Source organism: Actinomadura formosensis NBRC 14204 (assembly GCF_001552155.1).
GTDB classification, from domain to species: domain Bacteria; phylum Actinomycetota; class Actinomycetes; order Streptosporangiales; family Streptosporangiaceae; genus Spirillospora; species Spirillospora formosensis.
In genome coordinates this window covers 1-23,493 of sequence record NZ_BCQQ01000113.1, presented here as the reverse complement: position 1 = coordinate 23,493, position 23,493 = coordinate 1, and the positions used below count along the sequence as shown (strand labels likewise).

22 protein-coding genes are annotated in these 23,493 nt (G+C 74.3%); 12 read left to right on the top strand and 10 right to left on the bottom strand.

Annotated elements, in window-relative coordinates; genetic code table 11:
- The coding region (locus tag AF1_RS24945; protein WP_169804057.1) for a WD40 repeat domain-containing protein at positions 1 to 2,200 on the top strand (2,200 nt) is incomplete at its 5' end.
- 41 nt (positions 2,201 to 2,241) lie between these two features.
- Positions 2,242 to 3,096 (top strand): tetratricopeptide repeat protein, encoded by an 855-nt coding sequence (locus AF1_RS24940; protein ID WP_165488439.1) that lies wholly within the window; start codon positions 2,242 to 2,244, stop codon positions 3,094 to 3,096.
- A gap of 66 nt (positions 3,097 to 3,162) precedes the next feature.
- Here AF1_RS24940 and AF1_RS24935 read toward each other — a convergent pair whose 3' ends face one another.
- On the bottom strand, positions 3,163 to 3,798 hold the full coding sequence (locus AF1_RS24935) for a TetR/AcrR family transcriptional regulator (RefSeq protein WP_067804089.1): 636 nt from the start codon (positions 3,796 to 3,798) through the stop codon (positions 3,163 to 3,165).
- 85 nt (positions 3,799 to 3,883) lie between these two features.
- Between AF1_RS24935 and AF1_RS24930 the strand changes: the two genes are divergently transcribed.
- Both AF1_RS24930 and AF1_RS24925 read left to right on the top strand, forming a co-directional pair.
- A complete protein-coding gene (locus AF1_RS24930; RefSeq protein WP_067804085.1) occupies positions 3,884 to 4,576 on the top strand; it encodes a class I SAM-dependent methyltransferase in 693 nt (230 codons plus the stop codon).
- Positions 4,577 to 4,584: 8 nt separating this feature from the next.
- Positions 4,585 to 4,812, top strand: coding sequence for a hypothetical protein (locus AF1_RS24925; protein ID WP_067804082.1), 228 nt, complete (start codon positions 4,585 to 4,587; stop codon positions 4,810 to 4,812).
- A 39-nt stretch (positions 4,813 to 4,851) separates the two neighbouring features.
- Here AF1_RS24925 and AF1_RS24920 read toward each other — a convergent pair whose 3' ends face one another.
- The 5 genes from AF1_RS24920 to AF1_RS24900 all read right to left on the bottom strand — a co-directional run bounded on the left by AF1_RS24920 (position 4,852) and on the right by AF1_RS24900 (position 9,138).
- Positions 4,852 to 5,373, bottom strand: a complete 522-nt coding sequence (locus AF1_RS24920) for a hypothetical protein (RefSeq protein ID WP_067804080.1) — start codon at positions 5,371 to 5,373, stop codon at positions 4,852 to 4,854.
- A 226-nt stretch (positions 5,374 to 5,599) separates the two neighbouring features.
- On the bottom strand, positions 5,600 to 5,944 hold the full coding sequence (locus AF1_RS24915) for a hypothetical protein (RefSeq protein ID WP_067804076.1): 345 nt from the start codon (positions 5,942 to 5,944) through the stop codon (positions 5,600 to 5,602).
- A 42-nt stretch (positions 5,945 to 5,986) separates the two neighbouring features.
- Positions 5,987 to 6,355: a hypothetical protein gene (locus tag AF1_RS24910; protein WP_067804073.1), complete on the bottom strand. Its 369-nt coding sequence runs from the start codon at positions 6,353 to 6,355 to the stop codon at positions 5,987 to 5,989.
- A gap of 251 nt (positions 6,356 to 6,606) precedes the next feature.
- A complete protein-coding gene (locus tag AF1_RS24905) occupies positions 6,607 to 7,995 on the bottom strand; it encodes an FAD-dependent oxidoreductase (RefSeq protein WP_067804070.1) in 1,389 nt (462 codons plus the stop codon).
- Between the two features lie 30 nt (positions 7,996 to 8,025).
- Complete coding sequence (locus tag AF1_RS24900) at positions 8,026 to 9,138, bottom strand: amidohydrolase family protein (RefSeq protein ID WP_067804067.1); 1,113 nt, start codon at positions 9,136 to 9,138, stop codon at positions 8,026 to 8,028.
- Between the two features lie 117 nt (positions 9,139 to 9,255).
- Between AF1_RS24900 and AF1_RS24895 the strand changes: the two genes are divergently transcribed.
- From AF1_RS24895 to AF1_RS24885, 3 genes are read left to right on the top strand one after another with little or no spacing between them, the layout of a single operon-like run.
- Entirely contained in the window at positions 9,256 to 10,773 is a 1,518-nt protein-coding gene (locus tag AF1_RS24895) for a type I glutamate--ammonia ligase (RefSeq protein ID WP_207394170.1), read from the top strand.
- Positions 10,774 to 10,812: 39 nt separating this feature from the next.
- Entirely contained in the window at positions 10,813 to 11,316 is a 504-nt protein-coding gene (locus AF1_RS36565) for a CGNR zinc finger domain-containing protein (RefSeq protein WP_067804064.1), read from the top strand.
- Between the two features lie 30 nt (positions 11,317 to 11,346).
- Positions 11,347 to 12,666: an FUSC family protein gene (locus AF1_RS24885; RefSeq protein ID WP_067804061.1), complete on the top strand. Its 1,320-nt coding sequence runs from the start codon at positions 11,347 to 11,349 to the stop codon at positions 12,664 to 12,666.
- A gap of 36 nt (positions 12,667 to 12,702) precedes the next feature.
- Here the strand turns inward: AF1_RS24885 and recD2 are convergent, their stop codons facing one another.
- On the bottom strand, positions 12,703 to 14,943 hold the full coding sequence (recD2, locus tag AF1_RS24880) for an SF1B family DNA helicase RecD2 (RefSeq protein WP_067804058.1): 2,241 nt from the start codon (positions 14,941 to 14,943) through the stop codon (positions 12,703 to 12,705).
- On the bottom strand, positions 14,937 to 15,998 hold the full coding sequence (gene mtnA / locus AF1_RS24875; RefSeq protein WP_067804056.1) for an S-methyl-5-thioribose-1-phosphate isomerase: 1,062 nt from the start codon (positions 15,996 to 15,998) through the stop codon (positions 14,937 to 14,939). Before mtnA ends, recD2 begins: the two co-directional genes overlap by 7 nt.
- A gap of 164 nt (positions 15,999 to 16,162) precedes the next feature.
- On the opposite strand from mtnA, the gene AF1_RS24870 reads away from it, so the two are divergent.
- A complete protein-coding gene (locus AF1_RS24870) occupies positions 16,163 to 18,163 on the top strand; it encodes a protein kinase domain-containing protein (protein ID WP_067804053.1) in 2,001 nt (666 codons plus the stop codon).
- Positions 18,164 to 18,175: 12 nt separating this feature from the next.
- Here the strand turns inward: AF1_RS24870 and AF1_RS24865 are convergent, their stop codons facing one another.
- Entirely contained in the window at positions 18,176 to 19,105 is a 930-nt protein-coding gene (locus tag AF1_RS24865; protein ID WP_067804050.1) for a Ppx/GppA family phosphatase, read from the bottom strand.
- Positions 19,106 to 19,171: 66 nt separating this feature from the next.
- Here AF1_RS24865 and AF1_RS24860 point away from each other — a divergent pair, with 66 nt between their 5' ends.
- Positions 19,172 to 19,603 carry a PH domain-containing protein gene (locus tag AF1_RS24860; RefSeq protein ID WP_067804047.1) on the top strand — a complete coding sequence of 144 codons (432 nt, stop codon included), beginning with the start codon at positions 19,172 to 19,174 and terminating at the stop codon, positions 19,601 to 19,603.
- Here AF1_RS24860 and AF1_RS24855 read toward each other — a convergent pair.
- Positions 19,600 to 20,502, bottom strand: a complete 903-nt coding sequence (locus AF1_RS24855; protein ID WP_067804045.1) for a ribokinase — start codon at positions 20,500 to 20,502, stop codon at positions 19,600 to 19,602. The two genes, AF1_RS24860 and AF1_RS24855, sit on opposite strands and share 4 nt — an antisense overlap.
- Before the next feature lie 151 nt (positions 20,503 to 20,653).
- Between AF1_RS24855 and AF1_RS24850 the strand changes: the two genes are divergently transcribed.
- From AF1_RS24850 to AF1_RS24840, 3 genes are read left to right on the top strand one after another with little or no spacing between them, the layout of a single operon-like run.
- Positions 20,654 to 21,370: a (Fe-S)-binding protein gene (locus tag AF1_RS24850; RefSeq protein ID WP_067804042.1), complete on the top strand. Its 717-nt coding sequence runs from the start codon at positions 20,654 to 20,656 to the stop codon at positions 21,368 to 21,370.
- A gap of 35 nt (positions 21,371 to 21,405) precedes the next feature.
- Complete coding sequence (locus AF1_RS24845; RefSeq protein ID WP_207394171.1) at positions 21,406 to 22,827, top strand: LutB/LldF family L-lactate oxidation iron-sulfur protein; 1,422 nt, start codon at positions 21,406 to 21,408, stop codon at positions 22,825 to 22,827.
- Positions 22,824 to 23,444, top strand: coding sequence for a LutC/YkgG family protein (locus tag AF1_RS24840; RefSeq protein WP_067804095.1), 621 nt, complete (start codon positions 22,824 to 22,826; stop codon positions 23,442 to 23,444). The genes AF1_RS24845 and AF1_RS24840 overlap by 4 nt, the downstream gene beginning before the upstream one ends.
- Positions 23,445 to 23,493 lie beyond the last annotated feature (49 nt).

The window sequence follows — 23,493 nt, the reverse complement described above, 5'->3', positions numbered from 1 at the left end:
GCCCGCCGCGGCGCCGCCCGCGGTCCTGGCGGGTCACGCCGGCTCGGTCAGCGCCGTCGCGCTCGGGGCCGACGCGGACCTGGCGGTGAGCGGCGGCCGGGACGGCTCGAACCCTCCCCCGCCCGGTTCCGAAGGCGGCACCGTGCGCGTCTGGGACCTGGCGACCGGACGCTGCGTCCACACGCTGCCCGCGCATTCCGCCGGGCTCGCGGGCGGGGTGAGCGCGGTCGCGCTGAGTCCCTGCGGCCGGTTCATGGCCTCCGCCGGCGCGGACCGGGCCGTGCTCGTGTGGGACGTCCGGTCCGGAACCCTCCTGCACCGGCTCGGCGACCACGCCGGCCGGGTCGACTCCCTCGCGTTCACCTCGGACGGCTCACACCTGGTGTCGGCCGCGGAGGACGGGGCGGTCCGGCTCTGGGAGACGGGCGGCGGGCGCTGCGTCCGCACCCTGCAGAAGGAACAGGACCTCGCGCACCGCCTCGGCGGAGCCGTCGCGGTGACCGGCGACGGCCTTGTCGTCAGGTGGGAGCCCACCACCATGCGCCTGCGGGTGTGGGACGCCGCCAAGGGCATGCTCGTCCGGACGACATCGATACCGCGAGCGCGCGTCGCGCTCAGCGCGGGGGGACGTATCGCGCTCGCCGTGACCGGGACGGAGCTGCGCGTCTGGGACGCCGTGGCGGGCCGCCCGCTGCGGACCGTGGAACTCCCGGTCGGACGCGACACCCGGTTCGCGGTCAGCGGCGACGGCACGCGGGCACTGGCGAGCGGCCCGGACGGACTGCAACTGTGGGACCTGGACGAAGGGCGGTGCCTCCGCACGCTGCCGGGCCGCGGCACCCTCACCGGGGCGCTGACGCTGAGCGACGACGGGCGCCACGCGGTCACCGCCCCGGGCGGATCGGCCGTCCAGGCGTGGCGGCTCGCGGACGCCGGGCCGCGCGCACCGTGGAGCCACGCCCGTCCGCGCACGGCGGCGGAACTGGCACGGGAGGCCGACATGGTGGGCCTCGCCCTCTCCCGGGCCCGCCGCCTCGCGGAGGGCGGAGACTGGGCGCGGGCCTCGGCGGAGCTGCGCGCCGCGCGGAACGTTCCCGGTCACGAACGCAGCCGCGAGCTGCTCGCCCTGTGGCGTGCGGCCGGGCGGCGCGGCCGCCGGACGGACCTGCTGGGAGCCTGGCGGGGGCGGGAGCTTCCGGACACCGAACGCAAGGCGGTGAGCAGGAGCGTCCTGAGCCCCGGCGGCGTCCTCGCGGTGGCGTTCGGCGGCTGGTCGATCGTGTGGCTCGTGGACGCGGCGTCCGGCGACCTCCTGCACAGACTCCAGGTGGGCGGCACGTCCGTCGACTGCGCCGTCTTCACCCCCGACGGCCGCCGGCTGCTGACCGGGGCGAGCGACGGGAGGGTCCGGGTGTGGGACGTGGCGTCCGGCGAATGCGCCGACGTCCTCGGCGGGCACCGCGCCGAGGTCAGGGCGCTGACGGTGAGCCCGGACGGACGACTCGCCGCATCGGGCGACGAGGACGGCGTCGTCCGTGTCTGGGACCTCGCCAAGGGCAAGCGCAAACACGTCCTCAAAAGGCACAACGGGATCGTCTTCTCCCTTCGCTTCGGTCCCGACGCCCGGACCCTCCTGGTGGGCGATCTCGGCCGTGTGGTGAAGCTGTGGCGGCTGGACGAGCGGCGCGCGCACATCCTGCCGGGCCAGACACCGGCCGCCATGAGCGCGGACGGCCGCACGGTGGTGTCGTGCGGGCACACGGTCGGCACCCTGTGGACGGCGGACGGGACGACCGGCGAGGCCACCGGCTACGTCCGGGGCCCGTCGCAGAGCCTCGCCTCGATCCGCGTGCACGCCGACGGCGGCATCGCCGCCACCGTCGGCCCGAACCACGCCCTGCGCGTCTGGGACCTGCACGCCGAACGCCTCCTGCACCACCCGCCGGAGCCGGTCACCTGCCTGGCCCAGGGCACCGGCGACAGGTTCGCGGTCTCCGGCGGGGCCGACGGGACGCTGCGCGTCTGGGACCTGCCGGCCGGGCGCTGCCTGCACACCCTCAAGGCGCACACGACCGCCGTCGAGTGGGTCGGCCTCAGCGCCGACGCCCACCTCGCGGTGACGCGCGGCCGGGACCACGTGATGCGGGCCTGGGAACTCGACTGGGACCACACGTTCGAGGACGGAAAGGGACGACCATGATCCTCAGCTGTTCGGGCTGGGCGTGCACGCGGCTCATCTCGGTGTCTAAGGTGCCGGGTGGCAACCCGGTGGCGCGCAACGACCCCGAGGGCTTCGCGATCAAGTTCATGATCTGCGCGGACTGCGGGAACAACTACTGCGACCGCTGCCACGCGCCCGGCTCCCTCTTCCGCGTGCCCCGGTGCGCGGCCTGCGGAGGCAAACTCATCCCCGGCGCGCAACTGGAGCGGCTCAGCGGCCGTCCCCGCCCGGCCGAGGTCGAACACCACAGGAGAGGGGTCGAACTGGTCGAGTCCGGCCGCCCCGGGGACGCCCTGCGGGAGTTCGACGCGGCCGTCCGGCTCCGCCCCCGCTACGCGGCGGCCCACTACTGGCGCGGCGGCGCGCTGGTCCAGCTGAACCGGAACGCCGAAGCCCTCGCCTCCTTCGAGGAGGCCCTGCGCTGCAACCCGTCCGACGTGGCGGCGCTCTACGAGAGGGCCGGCGCACTCTCCCGGCTGGAACGGACGGACGAGGCGCTCGCCGCCTACGACCAGGCGATCGCCCTCCAGCCCGGCTATCCCGCCCCGCAACTCAGCCGGGCCCTGCTGTTCCTCGACCTCGACCGGGACGCGGACGCGCTGGCCGCCGCCGACCACCTCATCGCCCTCATCACCGCCGGGCGGGCGGTCGGCGGCCGGCGGTACGACGCCGCCAACGCCCACAGCGTCAGGGGCGCCGCGCTGGTCCGGACGGGCCGCTACGAGGAGGCGCTGCCCGCCATCGACTACGCCATCGACAACGGCCCCGACTCCTGGAACAACTACTACAACAAGTCCTACGTCCTCGAACGCCTCGGCCGCCTGGAGGAATCGGAGGTGGCCCGAGGCATAGCCGACTCTCTTCGCAGCTCCTGACTCCCCCGCGAGGAGTACGGCGTGATCTCCGGAGGCGGCGGGTCGTAGCGCGGCCCGCCATGAGCGTCAAGGGGGCGGTGGTCGGCCGGTCAGTGTCCGTAGCGTGAGGGCGGTGAGGTCGGCCTCCATGCCGTGCCCATCGCCCAGGACCGCCGTCCGGAACCGCCGCGCGGAGAGCAGCGACAAGATCCACCACGCGCCGGTACCGGGGTCGAGGTCCGGGCGGATGTCACCGTCCTCCTGGCCGCGGCGCAGCAGGCCGGTCAGCATGGCGGCCATCCTCTGCACGGCGCGCCGGGCGGCGTCGGCCACGCCGGGCTCGTCGGTGAGGGCGGCGGCGTCGGCGAACAGCATCCCGAGGGACCCCGGGGCGTGCAGCGCCTCGACATGGCCCGGCGACAGCGCCTCGGCCAGCGACTCCGACACCGATCCCGCCTGGTCGGCCATGGCCGAGAGCGTCGACTCGACCGTGGCGAGCGCCCGGTCCAGCACCGCGGTGAACAGGGCCGCCTTGGACCCGAAGTTCTGGAAGATCACCGGCTCGCTGACCCCGATCCTGTCCGCCACGTCCCGGACCTTGCCGGCCCGGTATCCCGTGGCGGCGAAGACCTCGGTGGCCGCGGCGAGGATCGACTCGCGGCGCTGCTCGGGGCTCAGCCGCGCCCGGCGAGACCGGCCGGACGTCTCGGTGCTGTCGTTCACCCCGGCAGTCTAGAGCCCCCATCCCCCGACTTAGTCGCGACTAAGTTAGAGTCGTACTTAGTCGCGACTAAGCAAGGAGGTCGTCATGGGACTCGGACGGTTCCTGCACACGCACGGCGAACGCGAGGACGCCGGTGGCACGATCGAGCGCGCCCGCGCCTACGAGGTGATGGCCGCGGTCTGGTTCGCCGGACGACGCCGCCGGGTCTTCACCCGGCTGGCGGCGCTGGCGGACGCCCGCAGCGGCGACACGGTGCTGGACGTCGGCTGCGGCACCGGGTATCTGACGTCGCTGCTGGCCGCCCGGGTCGGCCCGGAGGGCCGGGCGACGGGGCTCGACCCGTCCGGGCCGATGATCGACTACGCCCGGCGGCGCGCGCCCGGCAACTGCTCCTACGTCCTCGGGGAGGCCCAGGACCTGCCCTTCGGCGACATGGCCTTCGACCGGGTGGTCTCAAGCCTGGCCGTCCACCACATCCCCGTGGACGCACGCGACGCGGCGATGCGCGAGATGTTCCGGGTCCTGCGCCCCGGGGGCCGGCTGCTGATCGCCGACTTCCGTCCGCCCACCGGGCGGACGGGTGCGCACCTGACCTCGGCGCTCGCGGGCCCGGCCATGGCCCGCAATCCGATCGGACGGCTCCGCGGCCTCATCACCGATGCGGGATTCGACGTCCGGGACGAAGGCGACCAGCGGCCGCTGCTGCACTACGTCCGGGCGACCCGGCCGCGATCGTCGACCCCGGCCCCGCCCCTCGCACGGGACGCGGCCGAATGAGAGCCGCCATGAGCGCCGGACGCCGCCCCGCGCACGTGCTCGCCGCCCTGCTCCTCCTGATCTGCTCGATCGCCACTCATCTGTGGATCAGCAGCCGGCTGGGCCTGGTCTTGCTGGCCTGCTGGGGTGCGCTGCACGTCGCCGCCGGAGTGACCGCCGTCCACCGGCTGCACCGCAGGGCTGCGGGCCGCGGCGCCGAGACCGGGAGGGACGAGCACGGTCCACCCGACCGCTGACCAGGGGACGGGTCGGAGGTGAACCCGAGCAGGGCCTGGCTAGGGAACGGTGAGGTTCGTCAGGTCGGTGAGGAGTTCGGAGACGAGGACGGGGTCCATGTCCGCGAAGCCGCCCTCGATCACGAGAGACGGCACATGGTCTCCGGGCGCCCTGCCGACCCAGACGCGCTCGATCGTCTGGACGGGATTCAGGTCCACGTAGCCGACCACGATGCCTGGATCCAGGTTGACCACGACGGTCATGCCGGGGGCGAGCGTCCAGGAGATCCAGTGCTCGATGCCGTTGTCCTGGGATGCGCCGCGGCGCCACGAGGTCCGGGAGAACGACAGGTCCCACACCTCCGCCCCGAAACGGGCCACAAGGGGACGGAGCGAATGGGCGAAATCCCATGTCACGTCCGGGTGCCAGTCGGCCAGGAGCGGCCGTGCGAGGTGCTCGGGCGCCTGCGCGAGGAACGCGGCCTGTGTGGGGACGTAGTGCATCCGCCCGTCCCGGAACCGCTCGGCGGCTTCCTCCCGCTCGTCGTCCGCCGGGATTCGTAGGGCCGGATCGCGGCCCATTGCCCACGCTCCCCGGGTGCCCACAGGATCGTGCGGTCATCCGATGTCTTCCGCGTGTTCTCATCGGCCGCCGTCGTGCTCATGGCGCCCCGCGTTAGGGGAGAACACCGACCTACCGGATCGAGATCGGGCACACCTGTCGCCGCGCCCGGCCGGACGGCACCTGGTGGATCATCGATGACGGGGGTGCGGCACCGTGTGCCGCACCCCCGTTACCGGACGCCGATCAGGCGCGGCCGTCGTCGACGATGGCCACGATGCTGGCGGTCTGGAACTTCTTGTGCCCCTTGGCGTTGGAGCCGACCACCTTCCGGTAGGTCTTGTTCGTCCAGCCCAGGCTGTACACGATCCTCAGCTTCTCCCGGCGCTTGCACCGGTTGTGCCAGTACACGGTGACCGAGGTGTTGCCGTCGCCGTAGGACCAGGCGAAGCAGCCGGAGACGCCGCGGTGGACCTTGGCCATGGCGGGAGTGGCGCCGACACCGACGCCGAGACCGGCGGTCGCGACGGCGGCCGTGGCGATGACGGCCGCGCGGGTGCGCAGACCGGTCTTACGTGAACGCGCGGACATGCTTGGTCCCCCTGATGCGAGTTCGCTGGCGGGTGGGGCGTGTCAGCAGGAGCCGCCGGGCAGGATCGTGACCTTGTACGGCATGCTGTTCTGGATCTTCTTGTGGCCCTTCTTGCGGGCCGGCGCGACGAAGCACTTGTTGAAGTACGTGCCGTTGCTGCGCCTGAAGTCGAGTTCGATGGCCCGCTTCTGGTTGCAGTGGTTGTTGTAGTAGACGGTCGTGGAGACGTTGCCGTCGCCCCAGGAGATGTTGATGCGCTGGCCCCTCGGCGTCTTGCAGGCCGCCGACTTGTGGTGGGTCGCCTTGGCGGAGACGCCGGTGGTCGACGCCGAGGCGACCGCCGGGGCGCTGACCATGGCGGCGGTCAGCCCGGCGCCGAGCAGAACGGGAACGATCGTGCGGTACTTCACGTGCACCCTCCGTTGATTCGGACCCTGGCCCGCGGATTGGTCCTGCCGGATTGGCTCCCAGTCGATCCGCGGACGGACCAACCCTGCCACTTGATGATCTTCGCGGCAAGATCGCACGGCATCCCCCGCCGGGCGCGGGCCGCACCGCCCGCGCATGTCACCGGGAACGGTCCAGCTCAGCGTGATGACCAACCGGTCATTGTGATCTTGGCCGCGTTGCCGGCCCGCCCTGAGCCCCGTCCGAGGACGGGTCACGTCCCGGAGCGCATGTCCGCTTCGACGGCGTCGGCGGCCTTGCGGGCGGCGATCAGGACGGGATCCCAGACGGGCGCGAACGGCGGCGCGTAGCCGAGGTCGAGCCCCGTCATCTGCTCGACCGTCATCCCGTTCCACAGCGCGATGGCCAGGCCGTCGATCCGCTTGGCGGCGTTCTCCTCGCCGACGATCTGCGCGCCGAGCAGCCGCCCCGACCGCCGCTCGGCGATCAGTTTGGTCTTCATCGTGGTGGCGCCCGGGTGGTAGCCGGCGCGGGTGGTGGACTCGACGGTCACGCTCAGCGTCTCGAACCCGGCGGCGGCCGCCTCCCGCTCGTTCAGCCCCGTCCGCGCGACCTCCACCCGGCAGATCTTGGACACGGCGGTGCCGACGACGCCGGGGAAGGTCGCGTAGCCGCCGCCGAGGTTGATGCCGGCGACGCGGCCCTGCTTGTTGGCGTGCGTGCCGAGCGCGATCGCGACCGGGGCGCCGGACACCAGGTGCCGGGTCTCGACGCAGTCGCCCGCCGCCCACACCCGCTCGGCCGGGGTCCGCATCCGCCGGTCGGTGACGATGCCGCCCGTCGGGCCGATCTCGATTCCGGCGACGCGGGCCAGGGCGGACTCGGGCCGCACGCCCAGGCCGAGGACGACGAGGCCGGCGGGCAGGGTCCGGTCCGCGGTGCGGACGGCGCTGACATGCCCGTCCGGGCCGGTGTCGAAGCCCTCGACCGGCTCCCCCAGGTACAGCTTGATCCCCAGGCCGCGCATCGCGTCCGCGACGACCGCGCCCATGTCCGGGTCGAGGGTCCGCATCGGCTGGTCGACGGCGTCCACCAGGGACACCTCCAGGCCGCGCCTCACCATCGCCTCGGCCATCTCCAGGCCGATGTAGCCGCCGCCCACGACGACGGCCCGGCGCGGCGCGCGCTCTTCGAGGAGGCGGCGGATCGCCACCCCGTCGTCCAGGATCTGCACGCCGTGGACGCCCTTCGCGTCCGCTCCGGGCAGCCGCGGCCGGGCCGGGACGGCACCGGTCGCGACCATGAGGTCGTCGTAGGGTTCCCAGCGCTCGCCGCCGCCGTCCACGCCGCGGACGCGCACCCGGCCGCCAGCCAGGTCGATCTCCACGGCCTCCTCGCGCAGCCGCAGGTCGATGCCGCGGTCGCGGAACTCGGCGGGGGTGCGGGCGATCAGCTTGCCGAGGTCGTCGACCACGCCGCCGACGAAGTACGGGATGCCGCACGCCGAGTAGGACGCGTGGTGCCCGCGCTCGACGACGGTGATGTCCAGTTCGTCCGGGCCGCGCAGCCTGCGGGCCTGGGACGCGGCGCTCATCCCGGCGGCGTCGCCTCCGATGACGAACAGGCGTGCACGTGCGGCCATGCCGGTCTCCTCCCAGAAAGATCGTCTCGTTCACCGGCCGTAGACACGGCGGGCGTTGCCGGATGCGACCATTCCCGCGACGCGCTCGGCGTCCCGTGCCGTCCAGGCGCCGTCCTCCATCCCGCCCGCGAGGAAACCCGCGAGGCCGCGCCGGAACAGCAGTGCGCCCAGGTGGTACAGCTCGGCGAGCCCGAACACGTCCGAGGAGTACAGCACCTTCCCGAACGGCGCCAGCTCCAGCAGTTCGGCGATCAGCGCGGGCGACCGGTGGCCCAGGTTGTGCGTCGCGAGCCCGGCGTCGACGTAGACGTTGGGGAGCACCTGGGCGAGGTAACCGGCGTGCCGGTGGAACGGATAGTTGTGCAGGAGGAGGGCCGGGGCGGGGTCCATGGCGCGCAGCAGTTCGATCAGCAGCAGCGGGTCGCCGCGGCGCAGGTCGGCGTCCACGTCCCCGTACCCGACGTGGAACTGGACGGGCAGCCCCGCGTCGACCGCGCACCAGACGAGGAACCGGTGCAGGACCTCCTCGCACACGCGCGGCCCGGTGCCGCCCGCCTCCGCCGCGCGCATCAGCCGCCCGGCCGCCCGCGCGACCTCGGTCTCGGACGGCCGCGGGCCGGACAGCTCCAGCCCCGCCCGGTAGGCGGCGATCGACTTGGCGCCGGCGGCGTCCCGCGCGTCGAGCCGGGCGCGCACCTCGCCGGCGAAGCCGGCGGCGCCGGTGCCGCCGGCCGCGACCTGCTCCGCCACCGTCTCCAGCCGGACGATCTCGCGGGCGTCCGCGCCGGCGAGCCGGCCCAGCTCGGGCGGGCCGAGTATCGCCTCGGGTGTGTAGCCGGTGTCCACATACAGCGCGTCCAGCCGGGCGGCGGCCAGGAAGCGCCGGTTGACCTCGGCGGCGCCGAGTTCGGCCCGGCGCGCCAGGTAGTCGTCCGGTTCCGCGTGCGCGTCGAGGTCCAGGACGGGCGGGCACCAGCGCCGCAGCGCGAACCCCACCTGCGTGTCGAACATGCTCACGCCGGGCGGGCCCGCCGTCTCCGCCTCGGTCAGCGACTCCTCGAACGCCGTCCGGTCCAGGTCGCGGCCGAGGACGCCGTGGCAGTGGTGGTCGACCAGCCGCAGCGACTCCAGATGTTCGAGCATGGCACCCGCCTCCCTCCCAGAACCCCCTTCCCTGCGCCGGGGCGGGGTTCTCCCTACGATGCCCTTACGGACCCGTGCCCGCGTCCTTCGCCGCCACTCCGACCGGGAGCCAGCACCGTGGAACAGAGCCAGGAGACCACCGCCGCCGATCCCGGCCTCGCCGTGTACGCGCTCAGCGGATCCACCCGCGCGCGGCTCGGCGAGCGGGCCGCCGAGACGGCCCGCAGGCTGGCCGGGGAGGGCATCGTGGCCGTCGCGCTGACCTGGGTGGACGTCAGCGGCATCACCCGCACCAAGACCGTCCCGGTGGACCGGCTGGAGCACGCCGCCAGGTGGGGCGTCGGGATGTCCCCGGTGTTCGACGTGTTCCTGCTGGACGACTCGGTCGTCTCCGGCCGCTACATCGGCGGCCCGACCGGCGATCTGCGGCTGCATCCCGTCCTGGAGCGGCTGGTGCCGATGGCGGCGCTGCCCGGCTGGGCGCACGCGCCGGCGCTCCGGTACGCGCAGGACGGCTCCGCCCACCCGCTGGACGCGCGGATCCTGCTGCGCCGCGAGACCGACCGGCTCGCCGCGCTGGGCTGGTCGGTGAAGGCGGCGTTCGAGATCGAGTGGGCGGTGTCGAAGGGCGGCGGGGACGATTTCTCGCCCGCCTGCAAGGGCCCCGCGTACGGGATGACGCGGGTCACCGAACTGGCCGGCTACCTGCGGGACGTCCTCGGGGCGCTGAAGTCGTCGGGCGTCACGGTCGCCCAGTTGCACCCCGAGTACGCGGCCGGGCAGTACGAGGTGTCGGTGACCGCCGAGGACCCGGCCGGCGCGGCCGACACCGCCGTCCTGGTCCGGGAGACGATCCGGGCGGTGACGCTGGAGCACGGCCTCGCCGCGTCCTTCTCCCCCAAGGTCGAGGCCGGCTCGGTCGGCAACGGCGGCCATGTCCACCTCAGCCTGTGGCGGGAGGGCCCGGCCGGCGGCACGGCGAACGCGACGGCACGCGGCACGGCCAATTCCCTGCCGGGCGGGCCGGCGAACGCGACGGGGCGCGGCTCGGTGAACGCGATGGCGGGCGGCTCCGGCCCGTACGCGATGACGGGCGCCGGGGAGTCGTTCACCGCCGGCATCCTGCACCGGCTGCCCGCGCTGCTGGCGATCGGCGCGCCGACGGTCGCGAGCTACCTGCGGCTGATCCCGTCGCACTGGGCGGGCGCGTTCGCGTGCTGGGGGCTGGAGAACCGGGAGGCGGCGCTGCGGCTTGTCACCGGCGCCGAAGGCGAGCGGGAGACCGCGGCGAACGTGGAGGTCAAGTGCGTGGACGCCGCCGCCAACCCGTACCTGCTGCTCGCCGCGCTGCTCGCCGCCGGACGCGACGGGCTCGGCACCGGCCTGCGGCTCCCCGAGCCGGTCGACGTCGACCCGGCCGCCCTCGGCGAGGACGAGCGCGCCGCCCGGGGCATCGCGCCGCTGCCGGCGTCGCTGGCGGAGTCGGTCGCGGCGTTCGAGGCGGACCCCGTGCTGCGGGACGCGCTCGGCGAGGCGGTGATCGACACGGTGTCGGCGGTGCGGCGCGGGGAGATCGCCCTGCTGGACGGCGCGACCCCGCAGCAGATCGCGGCCGCCACCCGCTGGCGCCACTAGGGGCGGCCCGTGCGGATCCCCGGGTACAGGAGCCACGGCGTGGCGGCGGCGGTGGCGCTGGTCAACGCCGTGACCAGCACCGGCGGCGACGCCTCGGCCGGCGCGCTGCGCCGTCTCCTGCGCGAGAACCGGTTCTTCTCGGAGGAGTTCGAGGACGCCGACGCCGCGGAGTTCCGCCGGTGGGGCCGGACGCTGCGCCCGTTCTTCGAGGCCACCCGGCTCCAGGAGGCGACGGCGCTGCTGAACCGGCTCATGCTGGAGAGCCCCCCGCGTCCGCACCTGTCCGACCACGGGCCGCACGGCCTGCACCTGCACTACGCGCCGCCCTCGTCCCGGCTCCCGGACCGGTTCCGCGCGACCACGCTGATGAACCTGGCCGAACTGCTCGTCGAGCACGGGCTCGGCCGGACCGGCGTCTGCGCCGCCGGGGGATGCGACCGCGTGTACGCCGACACGTCCCGCTCGGGGCGGCGCCGCTTCTGCTCGGAGACGTGCGCGAACCGGACGAACGTCGCCGCGTTCCGCGCCCGGCGAAAAGAGTGACCCGTCCGATCACGCGGGAAGACCGACGGCATGTCACTTCCGTTCTTGCGCCGCCGTCCCGGCCGCGGTGACCGCGCCGGCCGCTCGCCACTGCGCGTCACGACGGAGGCGCAGTCCACGGTCTACCGCATCGCCCGGCTGACGCTCACCGCCGTGCTGTCGTTCGTGCTGGCGACCGCGGTCCTGCCGCCGGGCGGGCCGCAGCCGCTGCTGTCGCCGCTGACCGCGCTGCTCGTCGTGCAGTTCTCCGTCTACCAGACGATCAAGGCGAGCATTCTGCGGGTCGCGGCGGTCACCTCCGGGGTGCTGGTCGCGGTGCTGGCCGCGTCCACGATCGGGTTCTCCTGGTGGACGCTCGGCCTCACCCTCCTCGCCGCCCTGGTCATCGGGCACGTCCTGCGGCTCGGCGAGCACGTGCTGGAGGTGCCGATCTCGGCGATGCTGATCTTCGCGCTGGGCGGGGCCAGCGAGCTCGGCGCGACCGAGCGGGTGCTGGAGACGCTGATCGGCGCCGCGACGGGACTGGCGGCGACGCTGCTGGTGCCGTCGGTGCGGGTGCGGCCGGCGGAGGATGCCGTCCAGGAGACCGCGGAGAAACTGCGGGCCCTGGTCGAGGACATCGCCGACGGGCTGCGCGGCGAGCGCACCGACGGCGAGGCGGCCCGCTGGCAGCACGAGGCGGAGCGGCTCGCCCGCGAACTCGGCCGGACCGACCGCGAACTCGGCGCCGCCGAGGAGAGCGTCCGGCTCAACCCGCGGGCGCGGCGGCTCGTGGACGCCGGCGTCGCGCTGCGCAACGCGATGGAGACGATGGAGCACTTCACGCTGTCGCTGCGCGGCCTGACCCGGTCCCTCGCCGACGACGAGCGGTTCGGCGAGCGGGGCCGGCTGCTCACCGACCCGACGCTGCGCCACGAACTCGGCGACGCGCTCGCCGGGATCGCCGCGAGCATCGCCGCCTACGGGCGGCTCGCCCGCTCCGACCTGGCCCGCGACGCCCGGCCGTTCCACGCCGAGCACGACCTGGAGATGCGGGTGGACGTGGCCCGCGAGCGGCGCGCCCGGCTCACCCGCAGGCTGCACCAGCGGGCCGCGGGCGGCGACCTGTGGCCGCTGTACGGGGAGGTGTCCATGGACGTCGACCGGCTCATCGAGAACCTGCGCGTCGAGCACCGGGCCCGCGCCCGCGAGCACTGGCGGCGGCATCGCGGGGCGGAGCGGCACCTGCCGGCGCGTCCGGTCCGCGCCGTCCAGCAGGCCGGGCACCAGCTGCGCCGGGCCGCCGGGTCCGCCGTCGCGGCGGCCGAACGCAGCGCCCGCGCCCCCGGCGACTCCGACGACGAACCCTGACGGTGGAGGCCGGCCGGGCCCGCGTCCGCCGGACCGCTACCGCTGAGCCAGGCGGTGCGCCAGGGCGGTGTGGCGGCGGCCCGCGCCGGCGGTGCGGACGGCGGCGGCGAGGGCACGGCGCGAGCCGACCAGGACGACGAGCTTCTTCGCCCGGGTGATGCCGGTGTAGAGGAGGTTGCGGCGCAGCATCATCCACGCGCCGGTGGTGAGCGGGACGACGACGGCCGGGTACTCGCTGCCCTGCGACCGGTGGATCGTGATCGCATAGGCGTGGGCGAGTTCGTCCAGCTCGTCGAAGGCGTAGTCGATGCTCTCGTCCTCATCGGTCAGGACGGTGAGCGACTGCTCTTCGAGGCCGATCTTCGTGACGACGCCGACCGTGCCGTTGAAGACGCCCGCCTCACCCTTGTCGTAGTTGTTGCGAAGCTGGGTGACCTTGTCGCCGACGCGGAAGACGCGTCCGCCGTAGCGGCGTTCGGGCCGGGCGTCGTCGTGCGGGGTCAGCGCCTCCTGCAGCAGCGTGTTCAGGGTGCCCGCCCCGGCCGTGCCGCGGTGCATGGGCGCGAGGACCTGGACGTCGCGGCGCGGGTCGAGACCGAACCTGCGCGGGATGCGGTTGGCGACGACGTCCACGGTCAGTTCGGCGGCCTCCTCCTGCTCCTCGCAGGGGAACAGGAAGAAGTCGCCGTACCCGCGCGTATGGGGGTGGTCGCCGGCGTTGACGCGGTGCGCGTTGACGACGATGCCGGACTCCTGCGCCTGCCGGAAGATCTTCGTGAGCCGGACGCGCGGGATGACCTCGGCGCCGAGCAGGTCGGCCAGCACCTCGCCCGCGCCGACCGACGGCAGCTGGTCGACGTCCCCGACGAGCAGCAGGTGCGCGCCGCGCGGGATCGCCTTGACCAGCTTGTTCGCCAGGATCAGGTCGACCATGGAGCTTTCGTCCACCACGACCAGGTCGGCGTCGAGCGGGTTGTCCTGGTCGAACTTCGGGTCGCCGCCCGGCTGGAGCTGGAGCAGCCGGTGGACGGTCGCGGCCTCGTGGCCGGTCAGCTCGGCGAGGCGCTTGGCGGCGCGTCCGGTCGGCGCCACCAGGACGATCTTGGCCTTCTTCGCGGCGGCCAGTTCCACCACCGAGCGGACGGTGAAGCTCTTGCCGCATCCCGGCCCGCCGGTCAGCACCGCGACCTTGGCGGTCAGCGCGAGCCTGACCGCCTCCTCCTGCTCGGGGGCGAGCGCCTGACCGGTGCGCCGCTTGAGCCACGGGAGGGCCTTGTCCCAGTCGACGTCCGCGAAGGCCTTGAGCCGGTCGACGGGGGCGTTCAGCAGTTCGAGGAGGCCGCGGGCGAGGGAGCGTTCGGCCCGGTGGAACGGGACCAGGTAGACGGCCGGGATCGTCGCCGCGTCCTCGCCCGCCCCCGGGATCGGCTCGCGGACGACGCCCTCGTCGCGGGCCAGCTCCTCCAGCGCCGGGACGATCAGCTCCCGCTCCACGCCGAGGATCTTCTCCGCCGCCGTGACGAGGTTCGGTTCGGGCAGGAAGCAGTGCCCGTCGTCGGCGGCCTCCGACAGCGTGTACTGGAGGCCGGCCTTGATCCGCTCGGGGCTGTCGTGCGGGATGCCGACGGCCTGCGCGATCGTGTCGGCCGTCTTGAACCCGATGCCCCACACGTCCGACGCGAGCCGGTAGGGCTCCCGGCGGACGGTGTCGACCGACGTGTCGCCGTACTGCTTGTAGATGCGGACGGCGAGGGAGGTGGAGACGCCGACGCCCTGCAGGAAGACCATCACCTCCTTGATGGCCTTCTGCTCCTCCCACGCCTCCCCGATCCGCTTGGTGCGCTTCGGGCCGAGGCCGGGGACCTCCACGAGCCGTTCCGGCTCCTCCTCGATGATCCGCAGGATGTCGGTGCCGAAGTGCTCCACCATCCGGTCGGCCATCACCGGCCCGATCCCCTTGATCATCCCGGAGCCGAGGTAGCGGCGGATGCCCTGCACGGTCGCCGGCAGGACGGTCGTGTACGACTCGACCTCGAACTGCCTGCCGTACTTCGGATGCGAGCGCCACCGGCCGGCCAGCCGCAGGCTCTCCCCCACCTGCGCGCCGAGCAGCGCGCCGACGACGGTGAGCAGTTCGCTTCCGGTCTTGGCGGTCGCCACGCGCGCGACCGTGTAGCCGGTGTCCTCGTTGGCGTAGGTGATGCGTTCCAGGACGGCCTCAAGCTCCGCAGGCCGCGGCGCGGGGTGGGATGTCGGGGAGGACGGCACGCTCACCATGATGGCCGATCGGACCGACGGGACGGCCGGACCCGGCGGTCACCGGGCGTGACGCCCGCCGCGACCTCCAGCACGCCCGTCTCGGTGACCAGCGCGGTCACCAGGCGGGCGGGCGTGACGTCGAACGCGGGGTTGACCGCGCCCACGCGCTCCGGGGCGGTCCTCTCGCCGCCCCAGGCCAGGATCTCCGCGGCGGGACGTTCCTCGATCGGGATGCCGTCCCCGGCCGGGAGCGCGAGGTCGACGGTGCTCCACGGCGCGGCGACGACCAGCGGGATCCCGGCGGCGTGGCAGGCCAGCGCCACGCCCACCGAGCCGATCTTGTTGGCGGTGTCGCCGTTGGCGGCGATCCGGTCCGCGCCGATGATCGCCGCGTCGACGAGGCCGCGCAGGATCGTGCTGGGCGCGGCCCCGTCCGCCTGGACGACGCAGGGGATGCCGGCCCGGTCGAGTTCCCAGGCGGTGAGCCGGGCGCCCTGCAGCAGCGGGCGGGTCTCGTCGGCGTAGACGATCTCGACGCGCCCCCGCCCGTGCAGTTCCCGGACGACGCCGAGCGCGGTCCCCCATCCGGCCGTGGCGAGCGCACCGGCGTTGCAGTGCGTGAGAACGCGCAGGGGGCGGTCGCCCACCCGGTCCCGGAGCCAGTCGGCGCCGTGGGCGCCGATCGCCCGGTTGCCGCGCACGTCCTCCTCCAGCAGCGCCTGCGCCTCGGCCGCCACCGCGCCGGCGCCCTTGCGGGCGAACGGCAGGACGCGGTCGACGCCGGCCGCCAGGTTCACCGCCGTCGGACGGGCCGTGCGGATCCGCGCGATCGCCGCGTCCCGCGCCGCGTCGTCCCAGCCCTCGCGGCCGGCCTGCAGGACGGCGAGGGCGACGCCGAACGCGCCCGCGACGCCCAGCGCCGGCGCCCCGCGCACGGCCAGCCGCCGGATCGCGTCCACGAGCGTGCCGACGTCGCGGGCCACGAGGTACTCGACCCGCCCCGGCAGGGCGGTCTGGTCCAGCAGCCGCAGCCCGTCGCCCGTCCACTCCAGGGTCCGCACGTCGCTCGTCATACCGCCCATCATGCCGCCGCGGTGTCGCGGACCCCGTCGAAGATCGGAGGGCGGACGCTAGAACCTCAGCCCGCCCTCTGCCATCGTATGGAAGCGTTGGGGTCGCGTGCCGCCGTGGGGCGGCCGCCAAGACGCGGCTCCATGGGGGCGGAAAGGATCACTCCATGGATGGGCCGCGAGCGTCATCCCAGCGCGACCCGCGTCCGGACGACCCCACGCGGATCGGCCGGTACCGGATCGAGAGCAAGATCGGCGAGGGCGGGATGGGCGCGGTCTACCTGGGCCGCGACGAAGCCGGACACCTCGTCGCGGTCAAGGTCGTCCGGGCGGAGCTGGCCGGCGACCGGACGTTCCTCGCCCGCTTCCACGACGAGGCCGCCAACGCCCAGCGGGTCGCGTCGTTCTGCACCGCGCAGGTCCTCGAACACGGCGAGGACCGCGGCCTCGCCTACATGGTCACCGAGTACATCGACGGGCCGTCGCTGCTGGAGCACGTCAGCGAGAAGGGCGCGCTGTCGCCCGGGATGCTGCACGGTGTCGCGGTCGGCGTCGCCGCCGCGCTCGTCGCCATCCACAGCGCCGGGCTCGTGCACCGCGACCTCAAGCCGAGCAACGTGCTGCTGTCCATCTCCGGTCCCCGCGTGATCGACTTCGGGATCGCCCGCGCGCTGGACATGGCCTCCTCCCACACCCGGACCGGGCAGGTCGTCGGCACGCCCGGGTGGATCGCGCCCGAGCAGATCACCACGCAGCAGGTCACCCCGGCCGTGGACGTGTTCGCCTGGGGCTGCCTCGTCGCCTACGCCGCGAGCGGCCGCAACCCGTTCGGGCAGGGCTCCTTCCAGCTGCTCGCGGCCCGCGCCGTGCACGCCGACCCGGAGGTCGGCGACCTGCCGCCGTCGCTGTCCGGGCTCGTCCAGGCGGCGCTGCGCAAGGACCCCGGCGCCCGGCCGAGCGCCCGCGACCTGCTGCTCGCGCTGGTCGGCGGCGCCGGTGAGGCCGCCGTGCCGACCGAGCTGGGCGAGTCGTGGACGGCGGTGGTCGGCGGCCCCGGCGGCACGTCCCGCGACGTCCCCGCTCCCCCTCCGCCCGCTCCCCCTCCGCCGCCGGTACCGGTGCCCGCGACCCGGCCCGGCCATGAGCACCCCGCCGAGCGCCCCACCGAGCGCGAGTACGCGGTGCCCCCGCCCGTCCTTCCCACGGCTCCGGGGCGGGGCGACCGGCCGTCCCGGCGCACCGCGTTCATCGCCTCGACCGTGGCGGGCGTACTGGTGGCCGGGGCCGTGGCGGGCGGCATCTACTATCTGACCCGGCCGTCCGAAAAGGCGAAGAACACGGCCGCGCAGGCGGCGGCGTTCCCGTCCGAGCCGCTGCTCGTCCGCATCGACACCGCACCCGGCTGGCCGAAGACGTGCCACGCCGACATCGGCCTCTACACGCCCGGCAAGCCCGCCGTTCAGACGCTCGCCGGCGGGTCGCCCTGTGACGTCCTGCCCGAACGGTCGCCGGACGGCAGGCTGATCGCGTTCACCCGGTCGGACGGCGGGGCCAGTGAGGCGTGGGTGATGAACGCCGACGGCAGCGGCCCCCGCAAGGTCACCGACATCGCGGGCGGACGGGTGACCTGGTCGCCCGACGGCAAGCACCTGGCCTACATGGGCCGGCAGGGCGACACCAAGCAGATCTTCGCCATCGGCCTGCGGGACCGCAAGGTCACGCAGCTCACCGATGACGCCTCGGTCAAGGACGACCCGATGTGGTCGTCCACCGGACGGCTCGTCTTCTGGAGCAAACGCGACGGGGTCGAGCAGATCTACACCCTCGACCCGGACCGTCCCGGCGCCCCCTGGACGCGGCTGACCAAGGACGGCGTCCGCTCGGTGGACCCGGAGTGGTCCCCCGACGGGTCGAAGATCGCCTTCGCCCGGGGAACGCCCGACGACGGCACCATCTGGACGATGAGCGCCGACGGGTCCGGGCCGCGCGCGGTGACGACCGGCGGACGGCACGACATGGACCCCGCCTGGTCGGCCGACGGCCGCTGGATCTGCTACGTGCGCGGCGCGGTCGAGGACCCGGTGATCCACGCCGTCCGCGCGGACGGCACCGGCGACCAGGTCATCACGCCGGCGGGTCGCGCCTTCGGGCACCCGAACTGGTCGTGACCCCCGCCGCGCTCAGCCGGTGATCATGTCGAGGCGGCGCAGGATGACGCCCTCGCGCAGCGCCCACGGGCAGATCTCCAGCTCGGCGAGGCCGAACAGGTCCATCGCGGCGTCCGCGACGATCGCGCCCGCGAGCAGCTGCTCGGCGCGGCTCTCCGACACGCCGGGCAGCTCAGCGCGCTCCGCGGACGGCATCGGCGCGAGTTTCTCCGCCCAGTCCGTCACGTCGCCGCCGGCCAGCGTGCGCCGCTGGTAGGGGCCCTCGGCGCTGGGCGCCGCCCCGGCGATCCGGGCGAGCTGCTTGAACGTCTTGGACGTGGCGACCGCGTGATCGGCGGGCCCGTACCGGGCGACGTCCCCGACCCGCCGCGCGATCTCCGTCCGGACGTGCCGACGCAGCTCGCGGATCTCCTCGGGCGGCGGCGGGTCGGCGGTGAACCGGTCGCGGGTGAGCCGGCCCGCGCCGAGCGGCAGCGAGATCGCCACGTCCGGTTCCTCGTCGATGCCGGAGGCGATCTCCAGCGAGCCGCCGCCGATGTCGACGACCAGCAGCCGCCCCGACGACCAGCCGAACCAGCGGCGGACGGCGAGGAACGTCAGCCGCCCCTCCTCCTCGCCGGACAGCGCGCGGATGTCGATCGACTTGTCGGCGCGGATGCGGGCCAGCACGTCATCGCCGTTGGCGGCGTCGCGGACGGCGGAGGTGGCGAACGCGACCAGGTCCTCCACACCCTTGTCCTCGGCGACCTGCAGCGCCTCGTCGACGAAGTCGCGCAGCAGCGTCTCGCCCTCCTGCGACAGGCGGTCGGCGTCGTCGAGGTGGGCGGCGAGCCTCAGCTCCGCCTTGTGGGAGTACGCGGGGAGGGGCCGCGCCCCCTGATGGGCGTCCACCACCAGCAGGTGCACGGTGTTCGAGCCCACGTCCAGTACTCCAAGTCGCATAAGTGCGACGGTAGCGGACGGACCCGGCGGCCCCGGCGGCCGCCCGCTGCGGCTACGGTGGCGGGCATGAACGCGGGAGCACAGCGGCGGTGGCGGGTACCCCCAGGTCACGTGGCGGTCAAGTGCGCCGCCGCGGCGGCCGTCACGGCGCTCATCGTCCTCTACAGTCACGATCCGCAGTTCCTGTTCCTGGCGGGCGCGGCGGCGGTCGGGCTGAACGCGCTCGCGCTGCGCGACCTGGTCGCGCCGGTCCGGCTCGCCGCCGACAGGGACGGGCTCACGGTCGCCACCGGCTATGCGGGGCATCGCCGGATCGGCTGGGAGGAGGTGACGACGATCCGGGTGGACGAGCGGCGCCGGCTGCTGCTGCACACGCGAATGCTGGAGATCGAGACCGCCGGCGGCGGCCTGCACCTGCTGAGCGCGTTCGACCTCGGCTCCGACGTCCACGACGTCGCCGACGAGCTGTACCGGCTGCGGGCCCGCACGAGCCGCTAGGGCGCGGGCAGTTCGTCCGGTGTGGGGAAGGAGCTTTGCGCTCCCCGTCTGCGGACGGCGGCGGCGCCCGCGCGGGCGGCGTACCGGGCGGCGGCGCGCAGCGAGTCGCCGCGGGCCAGCCGGAGGCAGAGCGCGGCGGTGAACGCGTCGCCCGCGCCGGTGGTGTCCACGGCGTCCGCCTTCGGGGACGGGATCGCGGTCGTCCCCTCCCCGTCCGCGACCACGGCGCCGTCGGCGCCGAGCGTGACGACGGCCGAGCGGGGCCCGGAGCCGGCGAGCGCCGCCGCCATCGTGCGGGCGTCGCCGCCGCCGTCCAGGAGGAACGCGGCCTCGTGCGCGTTGACGACGAGGGGGTCGCAGAGGGCGAGCAGCTCGCCGGGGACGGGCGCCGCCGGCGACAGGTTGAGGACGACCCGCACGCCCGCCCGCGCGGCGATCCCGGCCGCGGCCCGCACGGCGGGCAGCGGCACCTCCAGCTGGACCGACACGACGGACGCGCCGGTGACCATCGCGCGGGCGGCCGCGACGTCGTCCGGGCCGAGCCGGGCGTTGGCGCCGGGCGAGACGATGATGCTGTTGTCGCCGTCCGGGCCGACCGTGATCAGCGCGACGCCGGTCGGCGTCCCCGGCGTGGTCACCAGGTGGGCGAGGTCCACGCCGTCGCCCGCGAGCGCGCCGCGCAGCAGCTCGCCGTGCCCGTCGTCGCCGACCCGCCCGACGATCCCGGCCCGGCCGCCGAGCCGCGCCGCCGCGACCGCCTGGTTGGCGCCCTTGCCGCCCGGATGGGTGGCGAGATCGGAGCCGAGGACGGTCTCCCCCGGCGCGGGCCGCCGGTCGACACCGACCACGAGGTCCGCGTTGACCGATCCGACGACGACGACATCCCAGCGCTCACCCACGAGGTACGGACTACAGGTGCCGGGGCCGTTCCCGCAACCGCGCTGTACTACCGCGCCCGCCGACCGGGTACGACGGCATGGAGTTCTCGGCCGCGGCGGCCGTCCCGCTCGGTCCGGGCGCGGCGGCCCATCCGCTTTCTGGAGGCGCCGCTTGAAAGTCGCGTTGTTCCTCACCTGCGTCAACGACACGATGTACCCGGGGACGGGCAAGGCGGTGGTGCGGCTGCTGCGGCGGCTCGGTCATGACGTCGAGTTCCCCGGGTCGCAGACCTGCTGCGGGCAGATGCACCTCAACACCGGCTACCGGCGGCAGGCGCTGCCCCTGGTGAAGGGGTTCGCGGAGACGTTCGAGCGGTACGAGGCGATCGTGACGCCGTCCGCGTCGTGCGGCGCGATGATCCGCGACTGGCATCCGAAGCTGGCGCCGCGCACCGCCGGGGTCGCCTCCCGGGTGCATGAGCTGTCGGAGTTCCTGGTGGACGTCCTCGGCGTCACCGATGTCGGCGCCCGGTTCCCGCACCGCGTCACCTACCATCCGACCTGCCATTCGCTGCGGATGCTGCACGCCGGCGACCGTCCGCTGCGGCTGCTGCGCGAGGTCCGCGGCATCGACCTGGTGGACCTGCCGGACGCGGCGGAGTGCTGCGGGTTCGGCGGGACGTTCGCGCTGAAGAACTCCGAGGTGTCGGCGGCGATGTGCGCGGACAAGGTCACCGCCGTCCGGGAGACGGGGGCGGAGGTGCTGTGCGCGGCCGACAACTCGTGCCTGATGCACATCGGGGGCGCGCTCACCCGCACCCGCGCGGGGGTGCGGACGCTTCATCTGGCCGAGATCCTCGCGTCCACGGAGGAGGACCCCACAAAATGAGCGGAGCAGGGCCGGCCATGCCCACGTATCTCGGGATGCCGTCCTTTCCGGACGCCGCGCGGCGGGCCGTGGCCGATGCGCGGCTGCGCGGCAACCTCGCGCACGCGACCACCACGATCCGGGAGCGGCGGGCCGCCGCGGTCGCCGAGCTGGACGACTGGGCGGCGCTCCGCGAGGCCGGCAAGCAGATCAAGGACCACGTCCTGGAGAACCTCGGCCACTACCTGCGCCTGCTGGAGGAGAAGGTCACCGAGGCCGGTGGGACGGTGCACTGGGCGCGGGACGCCGGCGAGGCCGGCCGGATCGTCGCGGACCTGGTGAAGGCGACCGGCGAGACCGAGGTGGTCAAGGTCAAGTCGATGGCCACGCAGGAGATCGGCCTCAACGAGTTTCTCGCCGGGGAGGGCATCACCGCCTACGAGACCGACCTCGCCGAGCTGATCGTCCAGCTCGGGGACGACCGGCCGTCGCACATCCTCGTCCCGGCCATTCACCGGAACCGCGCCGACATCCGCGCCATCTTCCTGCGCGCGATGGAGGACGCGCCCGGCGACCTGACCGACTCCCCCGCCGCGCTGGCGGAGGCCGCGCGGCGGCATCTGCGCGCCAAGTTCCTGTCGGCGAAGGTCGGGGTGTCGGGCGTGAACTTCGCCGTCGCCGACACCGGCACGCTCGTCGTGCTGGAGTCGGAGGGCAACGGGCGGATGTGCCTCACGCTCCCCGAGACGCTGATCTCGGTGATGGGCGTGGAGAAGATCGTGCCGAGCTGGCGGGACCTGGAGGTGTTCCTCCAGTTGCTGCCCCGCTCGTCCACCGCCGAGCGGATGAATCCCTACACCTCCGCCTGGACGGGCGTCTCCCCGGGCGACGGGCCGCGCGACTTCCATCTCGTCCTGCTCGACAACGGCCGCACCGGCACCCTCGCCGACGAGGTGGGCCGGCAGGCGCTGCGCTGCATCCGCTGCTCCGCGTGCCTGAACGTGTGCCCGGTCTACCGGCGGGCGGGCGGCCACGCCTACGGGTCGCCGTACCCGGGGCCGATCGGGGCGATCCTGTCGCCGCAGATCCGGGGCGTCGGGTCGGACGTGGACGCCTCGCTGCCCTACGCGTCGTCGCTGTGCGGCGCGTGCTTCGAGGCGTGCCCGGTCGCGATCGACATCCCGGAGGTGCTCGTCCACCTGCGGGCCCGCGTGGTCGAGCAGGGGCCGCGCCATCGGCTGGAGCGGATGGCGATGGCGGCGGCGGGGTGGATACTGCGCTCCCCCGCCCGGCTCGCGCTCGCGCAGCGGGCCGCGTCCGCGAGCCGCCGGATCGTGGCGCGCGGCGGCCGGATCCGGCGGCTGCCGGGCCCGCTGCACGCCTGGACCGAGACGCGGGACGCGCCCGCGCCGCCGCCGGAGTCGTTCCGCGCCTGGTGGGCCCGGACGGGCGGCGGCCGGAGGGGAGGGAACGGGTGAACGCGCGCGAGGAGATCCTCCGCCGGGTCGAGGCGGTGGCGCCCACCCGCCCGGCCGCCGACGTCGCGGCCTCCTACGCCCGGATCGACCGCGGCTACCTGCGCCGTCACCATGAGGGCGGCGTGCTGGACCTGTTCGCCGAGCGGGTCGCCGACTACCGCGCGACGGTCCTGCGGGTGCCGCCGTCCGAGGTGCCCGCCACGGTCGCCGAGCGGCTGTCGGCGCGTCCCGGCTCCTACGGCGTTCCCCCGGACCTGCCCGCGCAGTGGACGTCCGCGACGGACGCGCCCCTGGTGCGGGACTTCTCCGTCGCCTCCCTGGACCGGCTGGCGGGGACGGTCACCGGCTGCGCCGCGGCCGTCGCGGAGACCGGCACGATCGTCCTGGACCACGGCTTCGCGCAGGGGCCGCGCGCACTGTCGCTCGTGCCCGACTTCCAGCTGATCGTCGTCCGCGCCGCTCAGATCGTCCCGGACGTGCCGGAGGTGCTCGAACGGCTCGACCCGTCCCGTCCGCTGACGTTCGTGTCGGGGCCGTCGGCGACGAGCGACATCGAACTGTCCCGCGTCGAGGGGGTGCACGGGCCCCGCACGCTGGAGGTGCTGGTCATCGAATGAGCCGGGCGAACGGGGCGGTCTCCCGGCAGCGCCCTTGCCCGCCCACTCG